Annotated in this window: 14 protein-coding genes; 10 read left to right on the plus strand and 4 right to left on the minus strand. The window is 62.3% G+C overall.

All coding sequences use genetic code 11. The annotated features are described in order from the left end of the window. The first annotated feature begins 36 nt into the window (after positions 1-36). The 8 genes from BUB04_RS14760 (at position 37) to BUB04_RS14795 (ending at position 11,806) form a co-directional block, all read left to right on the plus strand. Entirely contained in the window at positions 37-1,239 is a 1,203-nt protein-coding gene (locus tag BUB04_RS14760; RefSeq protein WP_084076531.1) for an efflux RND transporter periplasmic adaptor subunit, read from the plus strand. Positions 1,240-1,244: 5 nt separating this feature from the next. Beyond that, entirely contained in the window at positions 1,245-4,379 is a 3,135-nt protein-coding gene (locus BUB04_RS14765; RefSeq protein ID WP_073040852.1) for an efflux RND transporter permease subunit, read from the plus strand. A gap of 65 nt (positions 4,380-4,444) precedes the next feature. Next, positions 4,445-5,899, plus strand: coding sequence for an efflux transporter outer membrane subunit (locus BUB04_RS14770; RefSeq protein ID WP_073040854.1), 1,455 nt, complete (start codon positions 4,445-4,447; stop codon positions 5,897-5,899). A gap of 163 nt (positions 5,900-6,062) precedes the next feature. Continuing rightward, the gene (locus BUB04_RS14775; RefSeq protein ID WP_178372010.1) at positions 6,063-6,299 is read left to right on the plus strand and encodes a FeoA family protein; all 237 of its coding nucleotides are present in this window, start codon (positions 6,063-6,065) and stop codon (positions 6,297-6,299) included. Between the two features lie 77 nt (positions 6,300-6,376). Continuing rightward, positions 6,377-7,618, plus strand: a complete 1,242-nt coding sequence (locus BUB04_RS14780; RefSeq protein ID WP_073040856.1) for a DUF2325 domain-containing protein — start codon at positions 6,377-6,379, stop codon at positions 7,616-7,618. Between the two features lie 250 nt (positions 7,619-7,868). Further along, the gene (gene feoB / locus BUB04_RS14785; RefSeq protein WP_073040858.1) at positions 7,869-10,079 is read left to right on the plus strand and encodes a ferrous iron transport protein B; all 2,211 of its coding nucleotides are present in this window, start codon (positions 7,869-7,871) and stop codon (positions 10,077-10,079) included. A 115-nt stretch (positions 10,080-10,194) separates the two neighbouring features. Next, positions 10,195-10,443 carry a hypothetical protein gene (locus BUB04_RS14790; RefSeq protein ID WP_073040860.1) on the plus strand — a complete coding sequence of 83 codons (249 nt, stop codon included), beginning with the start codon at positions 10,195-10,197 and terminating at the stop codon, positions 10,441-10,443. A 139-nt stretch (positions 10,444-10,582) separates the two neighbouring features. Beyond that, positions 10,583-11,806 carry a carbohydrate porin gene (locus tag BUB04_RS14795; RefSeq protein ID WP_073040861.1) on the plus strand — a complete coding sequence of 408 codons (1,224 nt, stop codon included), beginning with the start codon at positions 10,583-10,585 and terminating at the stop codon, positions 11,804-11,806. A gap of 151 nt (positions 11,807-11,957) precedes the next feature. On the opposite strand, the gene BUB04_RS14800 is transcribed toward BUB04_RS14795, so the two are convergent. The 4 genes from BUB04_RS14800 to BUB04_RS14815 all read right to left on the minus strand — a co-directional run bounded on the left by BUB04_RS14800 (position 11,958) and on the right by BUB04_RS14815 (position 16,128). Continuing rightward, the gene (locus BUB04_RS14800) at positions 11,958-14,096 is read right to left on the minus strand and encodes an acetate--CoA ligase family protein (RefSeq protein ID WP_073040863.1); all 2,139 of its coding nucleotides are present in this window, start codon (positions 14,094-14,096) and stop codon (positions 11,958-11,960) included. A gap of 88 nt (positions 14,097-14,184) precedes the next feature. Continuing rightward, positions 14,185-14,643 carry a PaaI family thioesterase gene (locus BUB04_RS14805; RefSeq protein WP_178372011.1) on the minus strand — a complete coding sequence of 153 codons (459 nt, stop codon included), beginning with the start codon at positions 14,641-14,643 and terminating at the stop codon, positions 14,185-14,187. Between the two features lie 97 nt (positions 14,644-14,740). Continuing rightward, positions 14,741-15,364, minus strand: a complete 624-nt coding sequence (locus tag BUB04_RS14810) for a flavodoxin family protein (protein ID WP_073040867.1) — start codon at positions 15,362-15,364, stop codon at positions 14,741-14,743. 347 nt (positions 15,365-15,711) lie between these two features. Continuing rightward, a complete protein-coding gene (locus tag BUB04_RS14815; RefSeq protein ID WP_073040869.1) occupies positions 15,712-16,128 on the minus strand; it encodes a MarR family winged helix-turn-helix transcriptional regulator in 417 nt (138 codons plus the stop codon). Positions 16,129-16,294: 166 nt separating this feature from the next. Between BUB04_RS14815 and BUB04_RS14820 the strand changes: the two genes are divergently transcribed. Further along, a complete protein-coding gene (locus BUB04_RS14820) occupies positions 16,295-16,753 on the plus strand; it encodes a Fur family transcriptional regulator (protein WP_245795210.1) in 459 nt (152 codons plus the stop codon). 70 nt (positions 16,754-16,823) lie between these two features. Then, positions 16,824-18,995, plus strand: a complete 2,172-nt coding sequence (gene katG, locus BUB04_RS14825; RefSeq protein ID WP_073040871.1) for a catalase/peroxidase HPI — start codon at positions 16,824-16,826, stop codon at positions 18,993-18,995. The last annotated feature ends 320 nt before the right edge of the window (positions 18,996-19,315 follow it).

Below are 19,315 nucleotides of genomic sequence, written 5' to 3' on the forward strand. Positions count from 1 at the left end.
ACAACGGACGGACTGAGCAAAAAGGGGAGCTTTTCCATGAAAACACGCATGGTTTCTTCCTGCCTTCATGCCCGGAAACGCGGACTCGCAGCGGCCCCCGCCGGAAAGCGTGCAGCGCTGCTGTCACTGGCTTTGGGGCTTTGGCTACTGCTGGGTGCGGCCTGTTCGGCGTCCGCCGCCCCGCCTTCTTCCGGGGGAGGCTCCCCGCCTCCCGTGGGCGTGGTTCCGGTGGTGGAAAAGGACGTGAATCCCCCCAGCGAGTACGTGGGGCACGTGGAAGCCATCCAGACGGTGGACCTGAAGGCCCGGGTGGAGGGATTTCTGAAGGAAGTGCGCTTTCAGGAAGGCAGCCGGGTCCAAGCCGGCGACGTTCTCTATGTGATCGAGCAGGACCTCTACAGGGCCCGGGTGGACGCGGCCGAGGCCCAGGTGGCCCAGGCGGAGGCGGCGCTGGATCGGGCCGAGCGGTATCTCAAGCGACTTCGATCCGCCCGGCCGGAAAGCGTTCCGGCCACGGACATGGACACGGCCGTCACACAGGTGATGGAGGCTCAAGCGCAACTGGAAGCCGCCAAGGCGCAGCTCGCCATCGACCGGATCAATCTGGCCTATACGGTGATCCAATCTCCCATCGAAGGACGCATCGGGCGCACGGTGTTCACAAAGGGTAACCTGGTGGGCCCCTCCTCGGGGACCCTGGCCACCATCGTCCAGATGGATCCCATCCGGGTTGTCTATTCGGTCAGTGAAAACGATGCCTCCGCCATCCAGGAAGCCCTCCGAGACGCCTCGGCGAGACCGGACAATCTGCTTTTGGCTCCCAACCTGCGCCTTGGCGACGGAAGCGTTTACCCCCGGTCCGGTCGGGTGGACTTCGTGGACAACCGGGTGGACCCCACCACCGCCACCATCACGGTTCGCGCCCGGTTCCCCAACCCGGACGGGCAGCTCATCCCCGGCCAGTACGTGACGGTGCTCGTGAAAAGCCGCAGCCCACGCCTCATGCCGGTGGTGCCCCAGGCGGCCGTACTGGTCGACCAACAGGGGCGCTACGTGCTGGTGGTGGACGACAAGAACCAGGTGGCGGCCCGCCCTGTCACCCTGGGCCCCGAGCTGGAAACGGAATGGGCCGTGACGTCCGGGCTGAAGCCGGGTGAAAAAGTGATCGTCCAGGGCATCCAGAAGGTCCGCCCCGGAATGACGGTCGCTCCCAGGGTTCTGAACGGCGAAGGGAGGTAGCGGCCATGTTTTCGCGCATCTTCATCGAACGGCCGCGCCTGGCGGCGGTGATCTCCATCGTCATCACCCTGGGTGGGCTCATCGCCCTTTTCAACATCCCGGTGGCCCAGTACCCCCAGATCACGCCACCCGAAATCTTTGTCAGAGCCACCTACCCAGGGGCCAGCGCCCAGGTGGTGGCCGACACCGTGGCCGCCCCCATCGAAGAGGAAGTCAACGGGGTGGAAAACATGCTCTACATGTCGTCCACCTGCTCCGACGACGGCGGGTACCAGCTGTCGGTCACTTTCGCCGTGGGAACCGACCCGGACATCGACCAGGTGAACCTCCAGAACCGCGTGCAGCTGGCCACCGCCAAGCTGCCCCAGGAAGTGGTGGACCAGGGCATCACCGTTCGGCGTCGCTCTTCGGACATCATGGCCGTCGTGAGCTTCTATTCGCCCAAGGGCAGCAGGGACATGCTCTATCTGAGCAACTACGTGAGCAGCTATATCCAGGACGCCCTGGTCAGGCTTCCCGGCGTGAGCGACGTGTTCATCTTCGGCGAAAAGGAATACAGCATCCGCATCTGGCTCAACCCGGACCGCATGACCGCCTTGGGCATCACGGCGGATGACGTGATCGCCGCCGTCCGGCAACAGAACATCCAGGCGGCGGCAGGATCCATCGGGCGGGAACCCGTCAGAGCGGACCAGCAGGTCCAGTTCACCATCCGAGCTCGGGGACGGCTGCAGTCCCCCGAAGAATTCCAGAACATCGTGGTGCGAAGCAACGACCAGGGGGGGCTGGTACGTCTTCGGGACGTGGCCCGTGTGGAACTGGCGGCCCGGGATTATTCCACCCAGTCCATCCTGAACGGGCGTCCCGCCGCCAGCATGGCGGTTTATCGCGCCACGGGCGCCAACGCGCTGGACACCATGAAGGCCGTTCGGGCCGAACTGGAACGGCTCTCCCAGGACATGCCCGAGGACATAGCCTACCAGATCATCCTGGACACCACCAAGTACGTGTCGGCGGCCATCGAGGAGATCCGGTTCACGCTGGTACTCACCTTCCTGTTGGTTCTCCTGGTCAACTACGTCTTTCTCCAGGACTGGCGGGCTACATTGGTACCCACGGCCACCATCCCCGTCTCGCTCATCGGCACCTTCGCCGTGCTGCTGGCCCTGGGCTACAACGCCAATACCCTGTCGCTTTTCGCCCTCATCATGGCCATCGGCCTGGTGGTGGACGATTCCATCGTGGTGGTGGAAAACGTCTATCGGGTGATGGACGAAGAGGGCCTGCCACCCAAGGAAGCCGCCATCCGCAGCATGGAGCAGGTGACGGGTCCCATCATCGCCACCACCCTGGTGCTTCTGGCCATCTTTGTCCCGGTGGCCTTCATGCCCGGCATCACGGGGCAGCTCTACAAGCAGTTTGCCGTGACCATCTGCACGTCGGTGCTCATCTCCACCCTGTGCGCCCTCACCCTGAGCCCGGCCCTGTGCGCCACCCTGCTGCGGCCTCACCGCCCGGTCCGGCGCGGCCCCTTCGCCTGGTTCAACCGTGGCCTGGACTTCGCCCGGCGCGGCTACGTGGCGGGATCCGGCCTCCTCATCCGAAAGGCGATCCTGGGGGTGCTCCTCTTTGCGGCGGTCCTGGCGGGCACCGGCCTTCTTTTCAAGGCCCGGCCCACCAGCTTCCTGCCCGAAGAGGATCAAGGCTTTTTCTTCGTGAACACCCAACTTCCGGAAGGAGCGTCCCTGGGGAGGACCAGCGCCGTCATGGAGCGGATCACGTCGGAAATGGGATCCCTCGACGGGGTCAAGGACGTGATCGGAGTCAGCGGCTTCAGCCTGTTGAGCGGGCAAGCGGCCAACGTGGGGTTCGCCATCGGAATCCTGAAGCCTTGGGATGAGCGGCAGGACGCGGACCTGCATGTGGACGCCATCGTGGGCCGAACGCAGGGGATCCTGTCCGCCGTTCCCGAGGCCAACTCCTTCGCCTTTGCACCGCCCCCCATCATGGGCCTGGGTCATAGCGGAGGCTTTGATTTCCGGCTCCTGGCCAAGGAAGGGCAAAGCCCTCAAGAGCTTTTCGGCACGGCCATGTCGCTCATGATGGCCGCCAACCAGGATCCCGTGCTCTCCCGGGTCTTCACCACCTACACGGCCAACACGCCGCAGATTTTTTTCAACGTGGACCGGACGCGGGCCGAATACCTGCAGGTGCCCGTGAGCCGCATCTTCTCCACGCTCCAGGCCCAGCTGGGATCGAGTTATGTCAATGACTTCAACCTGTTCAGCCGCACTTATCAAGTCAAGGTCCAGGCGGAATCCACTTTCCGCGACGAGATTTCCGACATCGGCCGGCTCTACGTGCGAAGCGACACCGGCCGCATGGTCCCCCTGAGCAGCCTGGCCACGCTGTCCACCACCCTGGGCCCGCAGCTCATCAAGCGCTACAACCTCTTTCCCAGCGCGGATTTCAACGGCCAGGCCGCCCCCGGGTTCTCTTCCGGGCAGGCCATGGACGCCATGGAACGGGTGGCCAAGAAGGTGCTCCCGCCCGGCTACGGGTTCGAATGGTCGTCTTTGTCCTATCAGGAAAAGCAGGCGTCCGGGCAGGTGGTCTGGCTCTTCGCCCTGGCCGTCCTCTTCGGATACCTCTTCCTGGTGGGCCAATACGAAAGCTGGAACATCCCGCTGGCCATCATCTTCTACATCCCCGTGGCGGCCCTGGGGGCGCTGCTGGGCTTGAGCCTTCTCGGAATGCCGCTCAGCATCTACGCCCAGATCGGCCTGGTGCTTTTGGTGGGGCTGGCGGCCAAGAACGCCATCCTCATCGTGGAATTCGCCCGGGACAGCCGCCGCCACGGCCTCTCCATCCGGGAATCCGCCCTCACCGCCGCGGGCATCCGGTTTCGGCCCGTACTCATGACCGCCTTCACCTTCATCCTGGGCGTCGCCCCCATGGTGATCGCCACGGGAGCCGGGGCGGGGAGCCGCCGAGCCATCGGCACCACGGTCTTTTCCGGCATGCTGGTCTGCACGGTGCTCGGCATCTTCCTGATTCCCTTCCTCTTTTACGTCTTCCAGACGGCGAGGGAAAAAGGGCAGGCTTGGCGAAGAAGAAGGGGTAAAGGATTAGAGGATTAAGGATTAGAGGGATAGGCGGCGTGAAGACGAGAAAAAGCACAAAAAGAGGTGGGAAGAGGGGTGGAATGTATCGGCTGGCTGGGCTGCTGGCGGTGGCGGTGGTCGTCCTGGCGGGATGCGCGACGGTGGGACCCGACTACACGCCACCGGAAAGAAGGGCGCCCGCCGGCTGGCAGGCCCGGGGCGGCGATGCCTGGCAACCCGCGCCCCCAGATCCCCACACCCTGGCCCGGTGGTGGGACACCCTGGGCGACCCGGTGGTCACCCGCCTGGTGGAAGAGGCCCTGAGCGGCAACCTGGATCTCAAGACCGCCGAAGCGCGCATTCGGGAAGCACGTGCTCTTCGGGGGATCCAACGGGCGGGGCTCTTTCCTTCCGTGGACGCTTCGGGAACCTCCCTCCGCCAGCGGACAAGCGAACACGGCACCACCGGCCGGGCCGCGGAGACGGACTACTACCAGGCGGGCTTCGATGCCGGCTGGGAATTGGACCTTTTCGGCGGCAAACGCCGGGCCGTGGAAGCGGCCCTGGCGGACCTGGAAGCGGCCCTGGCTTCCCGCGACCAGGTCCGAGCGAGCCTGGCCGCCGAAGTGGCCCGGAACTACGTGGAGGTGCGAACCTACCAGGAACGATTGGCCCTGGTGGAAGCCAATATCAGGATCCAGAAGGCCACCTACGACTTGAACCTTTCCCGGTTCCAAGCCGGCCTGATCGACGAGCTTCCCCTCCAGCAGTCCCTGTACAATCTGGAACACACCCGGTCCCAGGTGTCCTCCTTGCAAACAGGCCTAGAGGCCGCCCAAAACCGACTGGCCGTCCTCCTGGGCAAGAACCCGGGGGAACTTTCCGCGGTCCTTTCAGAACCTGCACCGATCCCCGTAGCCCCTCCGTCATTGGCCGTGGGGATTCCCGCCGATGCGCTCCGACGCCGCCCGGACGTGCGGCAGGCGGAGCGGGAACTGGCCGCCGCCACGGCCCGGATCGGGGAAGCCGCCGCGGACCTCTATCCCAAGCTCCGGCTGGTGGGGACCATCGGGCTGGAATCGCTCCTGAGCGGGCATCTGCTGGAATGGGCCAGCCGTTTCTGGAGCGTGGGCCCTGCGGTGGCATGGAACGTCTTCGATGCGGGAGCCATCCGGAAGAACGTCGAGGTGCGCAGCGCGCGACAGGAACAGGCTCTCTTGAACTACGAGAACGTGATCCTGCAGGCCCTGGAGGAGGTGGAAAACGCCCTCACGGCCTTCGCCAAGGAACAGCAGCGTCTGGAACGGCTGGAAAAGGCGGTGGAAGCCGCCCGGAAGGCGGAAATCATAGCCCGAGACCGCTACCAGGCAGGTCTGGTGGACTTCACCGATGTTCTGGATACCCAGCGCACGCTCCAGTCCTTCCAAGACGAGATGGCCCAGAGCCGCGGGGCCGTCACCACCAACCTGATCCGCCTCTACAAGGCCCTGGGCGGGGGCTGGACGCCAAACCCCACTCCGGGCACTTCTCCCGGAATCTCGTCCGAAGATTCCTGATGTCGTGGCTCCCTTAAACGGGGAGCCCACAGCCGATGGGACCCCTTCCATGTCTGGCGCCTGCAAAAAAAGCTTGACAAGGGGGGACGGTTACCTCTAAAGAGTTAGCCATACCTAACATATGTTGAAGGAACTTATTTTTCGCCATGCAGGGAGGTACCCCATGAACGTCGTGTCCAAATTGGGCGTCTTGGCGCCCGGGCAGAAGGCCAAAATTCTGAAAATCGGGCCTGGAGCCGGATTGAACCGGCGCGTGGTGGAAATGGGGCTTACGCCCGGAGCAGTCATCGAGGTGGAAAGGGTGGCTCCTCTGGGGGACCCCATGGACATCAAGGTGAAGGGCTACCACTTGTCGCTCAGGCGCCGGGAAACCCAACACATTGAAGTGGAACTCCTTTGATCGCCTTTTTTTCGGGCCAAAAGTTAGGCGACCCTAATATATTTAGGGGAATTCAGAAAACACAGGAGACCCCAACCATGAAAGCCCTGCAAGAATCCCCAACACCTCAAAACCTCCATCCGCAGGAATCCCTCCGACGCCTTTGGCAGATGGACTCCTGTTTCAAGTGCCCGCTGCTCAGTTTGTGCCTCACCCCCACCGAACAAAGGCAGCTTCTCAAAAAGGCGCGCATCGTATGGAAGGGCAAAACGCCTTTCCAGATCCATGAGATCCTTGTCTCCTGTTCTGATGATGAAAACAACCTGTCGCGCAAGATCGACAGTTATCTGCAGCACAAATTCAAAAAACGTACGGAATCGATTCGCCGCCTGGACCAGGAGGGTTTTCTTCAACACTGGAAGGTGTGCTTTTCATCGGGACAATTCCTCGATGTTCTCTGGGCGGCGGCTGCCCGAGGGGACCTGTCGCCTGAGGTGCGACAGGAGATCTTCGGCGATATCCACATGGCCATGCACCAGACGGCGGCGGATCATGCCAAGACCAGACAATCCCTGGATGACCTTCGCAGACAGCTGGACGCCAAGGAGCGCAAGATCGAGGGACTCAAGCAGAGAGTGAGCGACCTGCTTTTGAAGAATAAACTCCTTTCCGAGGAGCTCATCGCCCGCGAGGCCAAGCTGTCCGCTCTCATCAAGGAAATAGACGGCCTTCGGCTCGAACTGGAAAGGCAACAGGGGCAAAGCGAGTCCGAGCTGGCAAGGGAGAATCTCAGGCTGAAGGAGGTGCTCGTTTTGAAGGAAACCCGCGTTCAAGAGGTTCGGCAGGAATCGGAACGTCTCAAGCAGACCGTGGAGGCATTGACCCGCAGCCTGGAAAAGCAGAAGCAGCTTCAGATGCGTCTCAAGACAGAACTGGCCTCTGCCGTCCGGATCATGAAAGGCGTTGGCCAATGCGACCCGGACTGCCCCGCCTTCGATCTTTGCCGCAAGCGGATTCTGGTGGTGGGGGGCATCTCGCGGATGGAGTCTCTCTACCGCAGGTTTATCGAAGACCGCGGGGGGATCTTCGACTATCACGACGGATACATGAACAATGGAAGCCGCCGGCTGGAGCACCGTGTCAGGAGGGCGGACATCGTGCTCTGCCCCGTCAATTGCAACAGCCATGCCGCCTGCTCCCTGGTCAAGAATCTTGCCAAAAAACACAACAAACCCGTGCACATGCTCCCCAGTTTCAGTCTGAGTGCCATCTTTCAAGTCTTGCGGGATGCGGCCGGCGGGACGAACTCGAACCCTGTCCCTCCCGGGAGCGCAAACTGACACAGGAGATGGTGGGACCGTGAACGAAATCAAAAGGAACGGTCTGCGTGTGGAGTTGCAGGAGGGGACGCTGCTGCGCCTACTGGACTCAGGGTGTCTGTGCGCGGCGGATCTCGTCTGCCTCGACTGTGACTCCAAGCGGTGCCTCAAGGAGCTTTGCCTGAAAAGTTGTGCCCGCACACTCAACCCACGCGGGCGCCCGTCGGCCGAGCCCTGTATTCTTTAATCACACCGGAGGTTTCAGGGACCCATGAAAAGACAGATCGTCGTGGCTTTGGCGGGCAACCCCAATTCGGGGAAGACAACGATATTCAACCAGCTGACCGGCGCCAGGCAGCATGTGGGCAACTATCCCGGCGTGACGGTGGAAAGGAAGGAGGGACTCCGGCGGCACGGGGACACGGAGATTCGAATCGTCGATCTGCCCGGCACCTACAGTCTGACCGCTTATTCGGAAGAAGAGCTGATCGCCAGGAATTTCATTATCGAGGAAAAGCCCGACGTGGTGGTTCACGTGATCGACGCCTCCAACCTGGAGAGAAACCTTTACCTGACGGTGCAGCTCATGGAACTGGGAGTCCCTCTGGTCATGGCTCTCAACATGTCGGACGTGGCCAAATCCAAAGGATACCGATTCGACCTCAAGAAGCTCTCCCATCGTTTCGGCGCCGAAATCGTGGAAACCGTCGGGCACAAGGGACGCGGCATCCGGGAACTCTTGGACGCCATCTCGTCCACGGCGGAAGCCAAACGAAGTCCTGGAAAGGAAAAGGGGAAGCCCGCCGCGGGTTCTTTGTCGGCCAGGGGGAGCATCCGGGGGGCCCCCTCGAGGTCCGGTGGGGTTCGCTACGGTGAGGAGGTGGAAAAGCAGATCGCCGTGGTGCAATCGCTGATTGAAAGGGACGACGGAATCCGGGGTTCCTACGACGCCCGATGGCTTGCCGTGAAGCTTTTGGAAAACGACGGCTATCTGCTGGAAAGAATCGGTTCCATGCAGATCAGAAATCAGGTGTCGCGAGGCGCGGATCTCATCGAGAAGGCCACGGGCCAATCGGCCGAGACGGTCATTGCTGCGGCCAGGTATGAGCTGATTTTCACCATTTGTCAGGAAACCGTCCACAGCCAGGGCCAACCGCGTCCGAGCCTCTCCGATCGCATCGATGCCGTTGTCACCAGCCGCGCCCTCGGCATACCCCTTTTCTTGGTCCTGATGTACCTGGTCTTTCAGCTGACCTTCACCCTGGGAGACCCCCCCATGGGCTGGATCGAGGAGGCCTTCGCCCGGCTGGGTGAATCCGTCTCCTCCTGGTGGCCGGAAGGATCGGAAAGCCCCCTCAAGTCCCTTCTGGTTGACGGCATCATCGGCGGGGTCGGCGGCGTGATCGTCTTTCTACCCAACATCCTCCTGCTCTTTCTTGCCATCGCTATCCTGGAAGATTCCGGATACATGGCCCGAGCCGCCTTCATCATGGATCGACTGATGAGTAAGATCGGATTGCACGGCAAGAGCTTCATCCCCATGCTCATCGGCTTCGGCTGCTCGGTACCGGCCATTATGGCCACAAGGACACTGGAAAACCGGCGGGACAGACTGGCGACCATGCTGGTGGTTCCCTTGATGAGTTGTGGCGCGCGCTTGCCCATCTATGCCCTTATCATCCCCGCCTTCTTTCCCCGTGCATGGCACGCCCCCATGCTGTGGGTCATCTACACCACCGGCATTCTTCTGGCCGTTCTGAGCGCGCGGCTCCTCCGAAGCACTCTCCTCAGGGGGGCATCGGTCCCCTTCGTCATGGAACTTCCTCCCTACCGAATGCCCACCCTGAGGGGGGTGCTGATCCACATGTGGGAAAGGGGATGGGTCTATCTGAAAAAGGCTGGAACCATCATCCTGGGCATTTCCATTCTCCTGTGGGCGGCCACCTCCTTTCCTTCCCTCCCGGAAGAGGAATCGGCGCGGTTCGAGATGTCCCGAAGCCAGATCCAACAGGCGGAGCTCACCGAAGAGATGAGGGCCGAAATGCTTGCCTCCATAGACAACGAGGAAGCGGAGGCCAAACTTCGCCACAGCTTTGCAGGTCGCTTCGGCCGGGCCTTGGAACCGGTCCTCCAGCTCATGGGCTTCGATTGGAAGATCGGAACCGCCCTGGTGGGGGCTTTCGCCGCCAAGGAGGTCTTTGTGGCCCAGATGGGTATCGTCTATTCCGTGGGCGAGGCCGATGAGGAATCCGAATCCTTGAGGGAAAAGCTCAGGAGCAGCTATACGCCCCTGGTGGGCTTTTGCATCATGCTCTTCTGTCTGATCAGCGCCCCTTGTATGGCGACCATCGCCATAACCAGAAGGGAGAGCAATTCCTGGAGATGGGCCCTTTTCCAGCTGGGCGGCTTGTCCGTCATGGCCTTCGTGATCACCGCGACCGTTTTCCAGATCGGCAGGCTGATGGGTATCGGCGGCGTCTAGATTCGCCACGGATGGGAACTTGCCGAAAGAGAAGGACACAAGCAGGAGGAGACATGGACGGCTGATGAGCGGCAGGGATGAAGATTCGAGGCGTTGTGCGAATGTGTGTCAATTGATGAAGAGAAACATCCACCACATCGGGAGATTGCTGGAGGAGCAGGCATGCCTTGCGGACTCCCTTCTGGAAGGAGGTGATGCCCTGACGGCTTGCGGATGCGCTCCGGCGGGCGCTCAAGGCCAAGCGCTGCGGGAAGCGCTCCTGGAGACCATCCAAACACTGGAAGAATCGAAAAAGGCGTTTAAATCCAAGCAGCTTGAAGCACTAAGGAAGAAACTGATCAGGGTTCTGGCGCAAGCCGACTAGCAGCAAGGGTCGGCTTGTTCGCCCTACGGCCCGGCACCAGGAGCCGGGAAGTGAGGGCGCGACGGGAAAGGGGTTCCCCCGGTCTTGTCGCGCCCTTTTCTTTTGGTCCCAGTTTATGCAAGAAAAGGAGAAACGCCCAATGAAGCAAACCGCACTGCTGGCCTTGGCCGCCTTGTTGACCCTTTCGTGGACAGGACCGGCCGCAGGCAAAGAAGCGGATGTCACCCGAGATGAGATCAACGCCCTGAAAGCACAAGTGGAAGCACTGAAACAGAAAGTGGAGCAGCCCGCAACCCAGACTTCGCCGGCTGGCGAAGTGCCCTGGTATCAGAAGCTGGAGGTGGGAATTGGTGCCACCGGCATCGTCCAGGGATCCATGGGGGTGGAGGATTCCTTGAGTCAGGAGGGTGATGTGACGGATGGAAGCGTCTCCTTTGACCTGGAACTTACGCTTCCCGTGACCGAGGGAGGGACCTTTTATGCCCTCGTGGAGGGGGGATCCGGGGAAGGCATCGACGGGGAAATCCCGACAATTTCGGGAATCAATGACGATGCAGATGACGATCCATCCTTGAGAATCACCGAGCTGTGGTATGAGCAGGAATGCTCGTCCGGTCTGCGCTTTCGCATCGGCAAGATGGATCTGAGCTCGGATTTTGATACCAATTCGATTGCCAACAGCGAAACAGACCAGTTTCTTTCCAGCGGGTTTGTGAACAACCTGGCCGTGGAGTTTCCTGACGACAACGGCTTCGGGGCCATGATCTGGTTCTCTCCCGGAAGCCTCTGGGACATTGGTTTCGGGGCGGCGGACGCGGATGCGGATTGGGAGAATATCTTCGACGATCCGTTCGTGATGGCCGAAATGGACTTCAAGCCGTCCCTGGGCGGTATGCAGGGCAACTATCGCATTTACGGCTGGTACAACGGCAAGGATCACCAGTCCCTGGAAGATCCCCGCGATACGGACGAGAAGAACTGGGGCATCGGGTTTTCCTTCGATCAACAGGTCTTGGAACCGCTCGCCCTGTTTGCCAGATACGGGTGGCAACGGTCAGACGTCTCCCAAGTCAGCCACGCTTTCAGCGCAGGACTGCAATGCTCGGGACAGGTCTTCGGGAGGACGGAAGACCACATGGCCTTGGCCTACGGAGTGGCCATCCTCGGCGAGGATTGGAAGGATCAGGCCAAGGCCGAAGGGGCCGATCCGGCCAACGAGCATCATGTGGAGTTCTATTACAGTTACAAGGCCAATGATCATCTCACCATCTCTCCCGACATCCAGTGGATCAAGAACGCCGACGGAGATCGACACAACGACGATGTCGTGGTGGCGGGATTGAGGGCCCAACTGTCGTTTTAGCGGGGCTCCGGAGCCCGGGCGGGGGTGCCTGTTTGCCGGCAGTGAACGTTTCGGCGGAGCGGCTGTCCGATCCCATGGGATGCCGCTGTGCGCGCCTGCCCTACCCCGGGTTCCGGAACCCTGGAAGTGCAACTCCGACCCGAACCGCCGATCAAAAACTCATGCGGGCGTCGGCCACCGTATAGGTGCCGTCGTGGAAGATGACCGGGTTGCAGTCCAGTTCCTGAATGGGAAAGCGGGCCAGGAGGTGGGAGACGGCGACGATGAGGCGCGCGAGGGCGTCCCTTTCCACCGGCGGCGCCCCGCGGAGGCCGTCCAGGACGGCCGTCCCCTGGATTTCGGTGATCATCTCCCGAGCGTCCGCTTCCGTGACGGGAGCCAGCCGGAACGCCACGTCCCCAATGGCTTCCACCCAGATGCCACCCAGGCCGAACATGACCACCGGGCCGGCCTGGGGATCCCGGGTTCCGCCCACGATGAGCTCCGTTCCCGCCGGCACCATGGGCTGCACGCACACCCCTTCCAGGCGGGCTCCGGGAGCCTTCCGGGCCACGACTTCCATCATGCACCGGTGGGCCCGGCGAAGGGCCTCCTCGTCCGCAAGGTGGAGGGCCACGCCGCCCACGTCGCTCTTGTGGGCGATGTCCTGGGAGGCGATCTTGAGCGCCACCGGATACCCGATTTCCCGGGCCGCGGAAACCGCTTCGTCTTCGCCGCTAGCCAGGACGGTCCGGGCGGTGCGGATGCCGGCCAGATCCAGAACCCGCTTGGCCTCGTGTTCCAAAAGGTGCACTCGGCCCGACGATCGTAGATCCGCCACGTAATCGGAAAGCTCCGCTGGAAATTCGGGTGGAGGTGCGGCATCCTTCGGGCGTTCTTGCAGCCGGGACGCCCGGTGGAGGTTGGCCAGGGCCGCCGCAGCCCGTTCCGCCGTGGGATAGGCCGCCACACCGGCCCGCACCCAGGCATCCAATTCCTCGTGGGCGTCGCTGGGCGCTCCCCAGGCCACCACGGCGGGCTTTCCGGACCGTGCCGCCGCCCTGCCGAAGGCGTCCGCCGGAAACGGATCCACATGGGGATCCCCCAAGGCGGACATGCAGACGGCCAACGCCGCGTCCACCCCGGGGTCTTCTGCCAGGAGCTCCAGCACCTCCACGTAGAGGCGCCGATCCAGGTAGCCGAAGGTGGTGAGATCCACCGGGTTGTCCGGCGGCATGAAGGACGGCAAAACCCCCTTGGAAACCAGGGCTTCCTTGGTGGCATCGCTCAAATCCCCCAGGACCAGGCCGCTTCGAGCCAGGATGTCGGACGCCAGTACGGCGGGCCCGGCCGTGTGGGTGATGACGCCCACCCGGTTTCCCCGAGGCGGGGCGCTGAGGGAAAGGATCTTGGCCGTGTCCACCAGTTCCTCGATGGAGTGCACCTGGAGGAGGCCCGCCTGGCGGAAGGCGGCCTCATAGACCGCCTGGGCCCCGGCCATGCTTCCCGTGTGGGAGCGGGCCACCTTGCGCCCTGCATCCGTATAGCCCGCGCCCAGGACCACCACGGGCTTCACGGCCGCACAGCGCCTGGCGGCATCGAAGAAACGCCGCACGTCGTCCAGCCCCTCGATGAAAAGGGCCACCACCCGCGTGTGGGGATCCTCGGCCAGGTAGTCGAGCATGTCGGCGAATTCCACGTTGGCGCGGTTCCCCAGACAGACCAGAGTGCCCACCGGGATCCTGTCCTCCGCGAACCGGATGGCCCCGAAGCCCGCCACGCCCCCGCTCTGGCTCACCAGCGTGATGGAACCGGGTTCCCTGAAGAGATCCGATAGGACCGGCATGAAGGTAGCGTTCATGCGGCTATGCGACCGGAAAAAACCCAGGGTGTTGGGCCCGATGATCTTCACCCCCGCCTCGTCGGCCATGGCCTTCAACCGCCGCTGATCGCGACGCCCCTCCTCCCCCGCCTCCCGAAACCCGGCCGTGAAGATGACGGCTCCCCGGCATCCCTTGGCCACAGCCGCCCCGAAGCCCTTCAGGATGTGCTTTTGGGGAACGGCGAAAAGAAAAAGATCCACCGCATCGTCCGGAATGGCCTCGATGGACGGATAGGCCTTCCGCCCGAGAATCTCTTCCACACCGCCCGCGTGTACCGGGTAGACCTCTTCCACGCCCGAGGCCAGAGCCGAGCGCAGGACAAAATTTCCCACCTTGCCGCCGTGGGTGGACGCCCCCACCACCGCCACCGATCGCGGGGAAAAGAGAGCATCGAAAGCCGCACGCGCCGCCTTGTCCATTCCTTCCATGGTCGTCCTCCGAAGTTCGCCGCACCAATTCCCTGTTTCCGAAAAACCCGTTTCATCCATTGCCGTCACGACCGTCGGTGCTGGCGGTTCATTGGTGGCCGCGGGGCGTCGGACCCACCAGCCGATAGGTGGCGATCCCCGCCGCCGCCAGGGTGCCGTCTTCCAGAAAGATTTCCATGGAACTCACTCCCACCCCGGTTCCCGTGCGCAGTACCCGACCGACGGCTTCCACCGACCCGCGGATGGGTTCCAGAAAGTTGATCTTGAGCTCAATGGTGGGAGCCTTCCATCCGGACTCCAGTTTGCTGAGAACCGCCAGTCCGCCGGCCGCATCGGCCACCGCCGTGACGAATCCCCCTTGGACCATGCCCATGGAATTGCAGAAGTCTTCCCGAAACGGGAGCCGAAGGCGGACCAGCCCCGGCTCCAGGGCCAGAAGGTCCACTCCCAACAAGCGCAGGGCCGGGATCCTTCGCAGTCTTTCCCGGACATGTTCCAGACTCGGCACCCCCATGACCGTCTCCTCAAACTGTTGTTTCCGTTCCAATTGGACCCTTCCGCTCCAGCGTGCCCTTTTGATGGGCGGGCGCCCGGATCCACGACCCGCCGCGGATCCGGCCATGGGTCCCTGGGGCCTCCCGCCCTTACGTTTCGGCCCCGCTTCCCAACCGCACCAGGTTGCGGCCGAGAATCCGGCACATGACGACCGTGAGTTCATCTTCCAGGACGCCCTTCCGCCATCGGAAACGCCCGTCGTCCAGTCCTTCGTAGAGGGTCCCCATGGGCGCGGTGTTGTAGATGGGACCGGCCGGCTCCCGGGCTTCCACCAGGCGAAGGCCGTGAGCGGTAAGGAACCGCTCCAGGATCACCTGGGTCAGTTCCTGGCCTCCGTTTCTCAAACCCGCGTGGGTGAGGGCCGCCCCCAGCTTCCCTTCCAGCAGGTTTTCCCGCATGTGCAGCCACCGGGTTCGGTCCATGAAGGTCTTGAGCCGGGCCGTGACGTTGCCGAAATAGACGGGCGAACCGATGACGAGGGCGTCGGCGGCCAACATCTTTTCCGCCAGTTTGGCCATGTCGTCCCCCCGGATGGAGCACTGAGGCTCGCGCAGGCACTTGTTGCAGGAGATGCAGTATTCGATGCGCCAATCCGCCAGTTCCACCAGCTCCGTTTCCGCTCCGCCCGCGGCCGCCTCTTCCAACACCAGGCCGAGCATGACAGCCGTGTTCTTCCCCTTCCGGTGGCTACCATTGATGGCCAGGATCTTCATCTTCCCCTCCCGCTTCGGATCGTATTGCCATGAAATATGATCACAAAACCTTCAAAGACTTGGGACGTGGGGGCCAATGACGATTCCCCCCTGAAGTTTTCTCCCTCTTCCAAAGGAATCCACCGCTGCCCCCGCACCGTGCTAACCGTTAGACACACATGAAGCCGCGTATCGCGCCTTTTATTCTTTTGAAGGATTCTCGCAGCAAGACCTCCTGTGTGCGGTTGCGGCACTTCTTCGTGCCATCAGGAGGAATGTCGCACTTTGCGGGCGGGGATAAACCCCGCCCCTACCCAATAGCCCTTTGGCTTTTGCAGGGGCCTGGTTTATCCCCGCCTCGGGGCTTCTCAATGTGCGTCCCGGAGGCGATCCAGGAAGGCCCGGAAGGCCTGCCATTCCTCGGGACGGAACTTTTGCAGGAAGAGGCCGTTCACCTCGTCGTAGACGGTCAGAAGCGGCTGTCTGTGTTCCAGGGCCTTGGAGGTGAGAAAGACCCTCAAGGACCTCCGGTCCTCCGGGTCCGAACGCCTCTCCACCCAGCCGTCCCGTTCCAATCGGTCGATGAGGCCCGTCACGGTGGGCCGGTCCAGGTGGGTCTTTTCGGCAAGGCGGCTGGGAAGGGCCCCGTCCTCTTCGTAAAGGGCGATGAGCATGAAAAACTGGGCCTGGGTGAGGCCGTAGGGTGCGATCCGATCCCGATAGTGTTTGGAAAGGAAACGGGAAAGGGAAGCAAGCTGAAAGCAGAGACAGTCTTCGAAGAGCATGGACCGCTCCTTGAGGTGGGAGGGGGACGACATCTTTTGCTAGCACAACATTTATTAGCAAGCAAATCATTTTTCCCATTGACCCCGTGCCCCGTACGGGCTAGGTTCTTTTTTAAATAAGAATCGTTTTCCATCAAGATTGCCCCCGAACCGAAGGACTTCTCGAGTGGACCGCCATGCCCAGGAAAGACTCCAGCAGATGCTCGAGAAGCTCAAAAGGAGGAGGTTCCGCATCACCCCGCAACGGCTGGCCGTCCTGGAAATTCTCGTGGAATCGGATTTTCACCCCAGCGTGGAGACCATCTTCGCGCAGGTGCGAAAGCGCTTTCCCACCACCAGCCTCGCCACCGTTTACAAGACGGTGGGGCTCCTTAAGGAGATGCACGAGGTCTTGGAGCTGGGTTTCCATGATGCCGGCAACCGGTACGACGCCCGCAAGCCGTTCCCTCATCCCCATGTGATCTGTACGAGCTGCGGAAGGATCCGGGATCCCGAGTTGAGCGGCCTTCAAGAGCTGGCCGAAGAGATGGGCCGCAAAACGGGCTTTACCATCGTCACCCATCGGCTCGACTTCTACGGAGTGTGCCCGGAGTGCCGCGAGAAGACCGACGCACGGGGGGACTAAAAATTTTTTGATTCTATGGAAAATGATTCTTTGTTAGGAGCGAATGTTTAACCAAGCCAGGAGGAATCCCATGACCGCACCGGCCAAACCCACCGGCAACGAACCCAAATCCCTCAAGGATTGGTGGCCCCACCAACTGAACCTGAAGATCCTTCACCAGAATTCGCCCGAAGCCAACCCCATGGGAAAGGACTTCAACTACGCCAAGGAGTTCCTGTCCCTGGACCTGGAAGCGGTCAAAAAGGACCTGCGCGACCTCATGACCGATTCCCAGGACTGGTGGCCCGCGGATTTCGGCCACTACGGAGGTCTCTTCATCCGCATGGCCTGGCACAGCGCGGGCACCTACCGCATCGGCGACGGCCGGGGCGGGGCCGGATCCGGCCAGCAGCGCTTCGCTCCGCTCAACAGCTGGCCGGACAACGTGAACCTGGACAAGGCCCGAAGGCTCCTTTGGCCCATCAAGAAAAAGTACGGCCGCAAGATCTCCTGGGCCGACCTCATGATTCTGGCCGGCAATGTGGCCCTGGAATCCATGGGGTTCAAGACCATCGGCTTTGCCGGCGGGCGCGAAGACTGGTTCGAGCCGGATGAAAGCGTCTATTGGGGTGCGGAAGGCCAGTGGCTGGAAGACCAGCGCCACACCGCCCAGGGCGACCTGGAAAATCCCTTGGCGGCCGTCCAGATGGGTCTCATCTACGTCAACCCCGAAGGCCCGGGCGGCAACCCGGACCCGGTGGCGGCGGCCAAGGACATCCGGGAGACCTTCGCACGGATGGGCATGAACGACGAGGAGACGGTAGCCCTGATCGCCGGCGGCCACACCTTCGGCAAGTGCCATGGCGCAGGACCCGCCTCCCACCTGGGGCCGGAACCGGAGGCGGCCCCCATCGAACAGCAAGGACTGGGCTGGAAGAGCACCTTCCGGACCGGCAAGGGGCCGGACACCATCACCAGCGGCTTGGAGGTCACCTGGACTGTCACGCCCACCAAGTGGAGCAGCAATTTCTTTTTCAACCTGTTCCGGTACGAATGGGAGCTGACCGAGAGCCCGGCGGGCGCCAAGCAGTGGGTGGCCAAGGACGCTCCGGAGGTGGTCCCCGATGCCCATGATCCCGACAAGAAACACCGGCCCACCATGCTGACCACGGATCTGTCGCTGCGCTTCGATCCGGTGTACGAGAAGATCTCGCGGCGCTTCATGGAACATCCCGATGAATTCGCCGACGCCTTCGCCCGCGCCTGGTTCAAGCTGGTCCATCGGGACATGGGCCCGCGTTCCCGGTACCTCGGACCGGATGTCCCTGCCGAAGAGTTTATCTGGCAGGATCCCATCCCGCCGGTGGATCACCCGCTCATCGACGAGGCGGACATCCAGGCCCTCAAGGCCAAGATTCTGGCCTCGGGACTTTCCATCTCGGAGCTCGTCTACACCGCCTGGTCATCGGCCGCCACCTTCCGCGGTTCCGACAAGAGGGGCGGCGCCAACGGCGCCCGCATCCGCCTGGAACCCCAGAGGAACTGGGAGGTGAACATGCCCGAGCAGCTTTCCAAGGTGCTGGGCGTGCTGGAAGGGATCCAAAAGGAGTTCAACGCCGGCGCGGCTGGAGGCAAGAAGGTCTCGTTGGCCGATCTGATCGTCCTGGGAGGCTGCGCCGCCGTGGAACAGGCGGCCCGAAACGCCGGGGTCCAGGTGACGGTCCCCTTTGCGCCCGGACGCATGGACGCCCTCCAGGAACAGACCGATGTGGCGTCTTTTGCGGTGCTGGAACCGATCTACGACGGGTTCCGCAACTACCTCAAATCGCCCTACAGGATCCCGGCCGAACACCTGCTGGTGGACAAGGCGCAGCTCCTGACCCTGACCGCCCCGGAAATGACGGTCTTGGTGGGCGGCATGCGGGTTCTCAATGCCAACCACAAGCGCTCACCCCACGGCGTCTTCACCCAGCGTCCCGAGGTCCTCACCAACGACTTCTTCGTGAACCTTCTGGACATGGGCACCGAGTGGCACCCCGTGTCGGAAGACGCCCACGTGTTCGAAGGCCGAGACCGCAAGACGGGGGATCTCCGGTGGACGGCCACGCGGGTGGATCTCATCTTCGGCCACAACGCCCAGCTGAGGGCCATCGCCGAGGTCTACGGCAGCGACGACGGCCAGGAGAAGTTCGTCCACGACTTCATCGCCGCCTGGAACAAGGTGATGAACCTGGACCGCTTCGACCTCCACCTGGGAAGGTAAAAACCCATTGAGCGATTCATTATCGTGGTGAACTCCTGAAGGGCGGGCGTAAAGCCCGCCCGTACTTATTCACCTCCTGCGCAGTGGCGGGGGCCGTCCACGCCCCTGCGCAGATTGCCTGGCGAATCCCACCGCCGCCAACAGCCCAAGCGAACGGCCTGCTGAACGCGGGCAATGGCACCGCTCGGTGCGGCTGTCTTCCTTCATCGTCCGACCCAAGGTAATCCCCGGGATCTTGCGTTCCCCGGGCCCGCCGACTATTATTTCCCAGCACAAAAGTAGGATTTATGTTCCGGACGCCATCTTCCGATGTTTTTGGT

The sequence above is a fragment of the Desulfacinum infernum DSM 9756 genome, assembly GCF_900129305.1.
GTDB lineage: Bacteria > Desulfobacterota > Syntrophobacteria > Syntrophobacterales > DSM-9756 > Desulfacinum > Desulfacinum infernum.

Bases quoted from the DNA above. Each gene is read 5' to 3' on its own strand.
- BUB04_RS14760 (WP_084076531.1), top strand. From the start codon at position 37: ATGAAAACACGCATGGTTTCTTCCTGCCTTCATGCCCGGAAACGCGGA.
- BUB04_RS14765 (WP_073040852.1), top strand. From the start codon at position 1,245: ATGTTTTCGCGCATCTTCATCGAACGGCCGCGCCTGGCGGCGGTGATC.
- BUB04_RS14770 (WP_073040854.1), top strand. From the start codon at position 4,445: ATGTATCGGCTGGCTGGGCTGCTGGCGGTGGCGGTGGTCGTCCTGGCG.
- BUB04_RS14775 (WP_178372010.1), top strand. From the start codon at position 6,063: ATGAACGTCGTGTCCAAATTGGGCGTCTTGGCGCCCGGGCAGAAGGCC.
- BUB04_RS14780 (WP_073040856.1), top strand. From the start codon at position 6,377: ATGAAAGCCCTGCAAGAATCCCCAACACCTCAAAACCTCCATCCGCAG.
- feoB (WP_073040858.1), top strand. From the start codon at position 7,869: ATGAAAAGACAGATCGTCGTGGCTTTGGCGGGCAACCCCAATTCGGGG.
- BUB04_RS14790 (WP_073040860.1), top strand. From the start codon at position 10,195: ATGAAGAGAAACATCCACCACATCGGGAGATTGCTGGAGGAGCAGGCA.
- BUB04_RS14795 (WP_073040861.1), top strand. From the start codon at position 10,583: ATGAAGCAAACCGCACTGCTGGCCTTGGCCGCCTTGTTGACCCTTTCG.
- BUB04_RS14800 (WP_073040863.1), bottom strand. From the start codon at position 14,096: ATGGAAGGAATGGACAAGGCGGCGCGTGCGGCTTTCGATGCTCTCTTT.
- BUB04_RS14810 (WP_073040867.1), bottom strand. From the start codon at position 15,364: ATGAAGATCCTGGCCATCAATGGTAGCCACCGGAAGGGGAAGAACACG.
- BUB04_RS14815 (WP_073040869.1), bottom strand. From the start codon at position 16,128: ATGCTCTTCGAAGACTGTCTCTGCTTTCAGCTTGCTTCCCTTTCCCGT.
- katG (WP_073040871.1), top strand. From the start codon at position 16,824: ATGACCGCACCGGCCAAACCCACCGGCAACGAACCCAAATCCCTCAAG.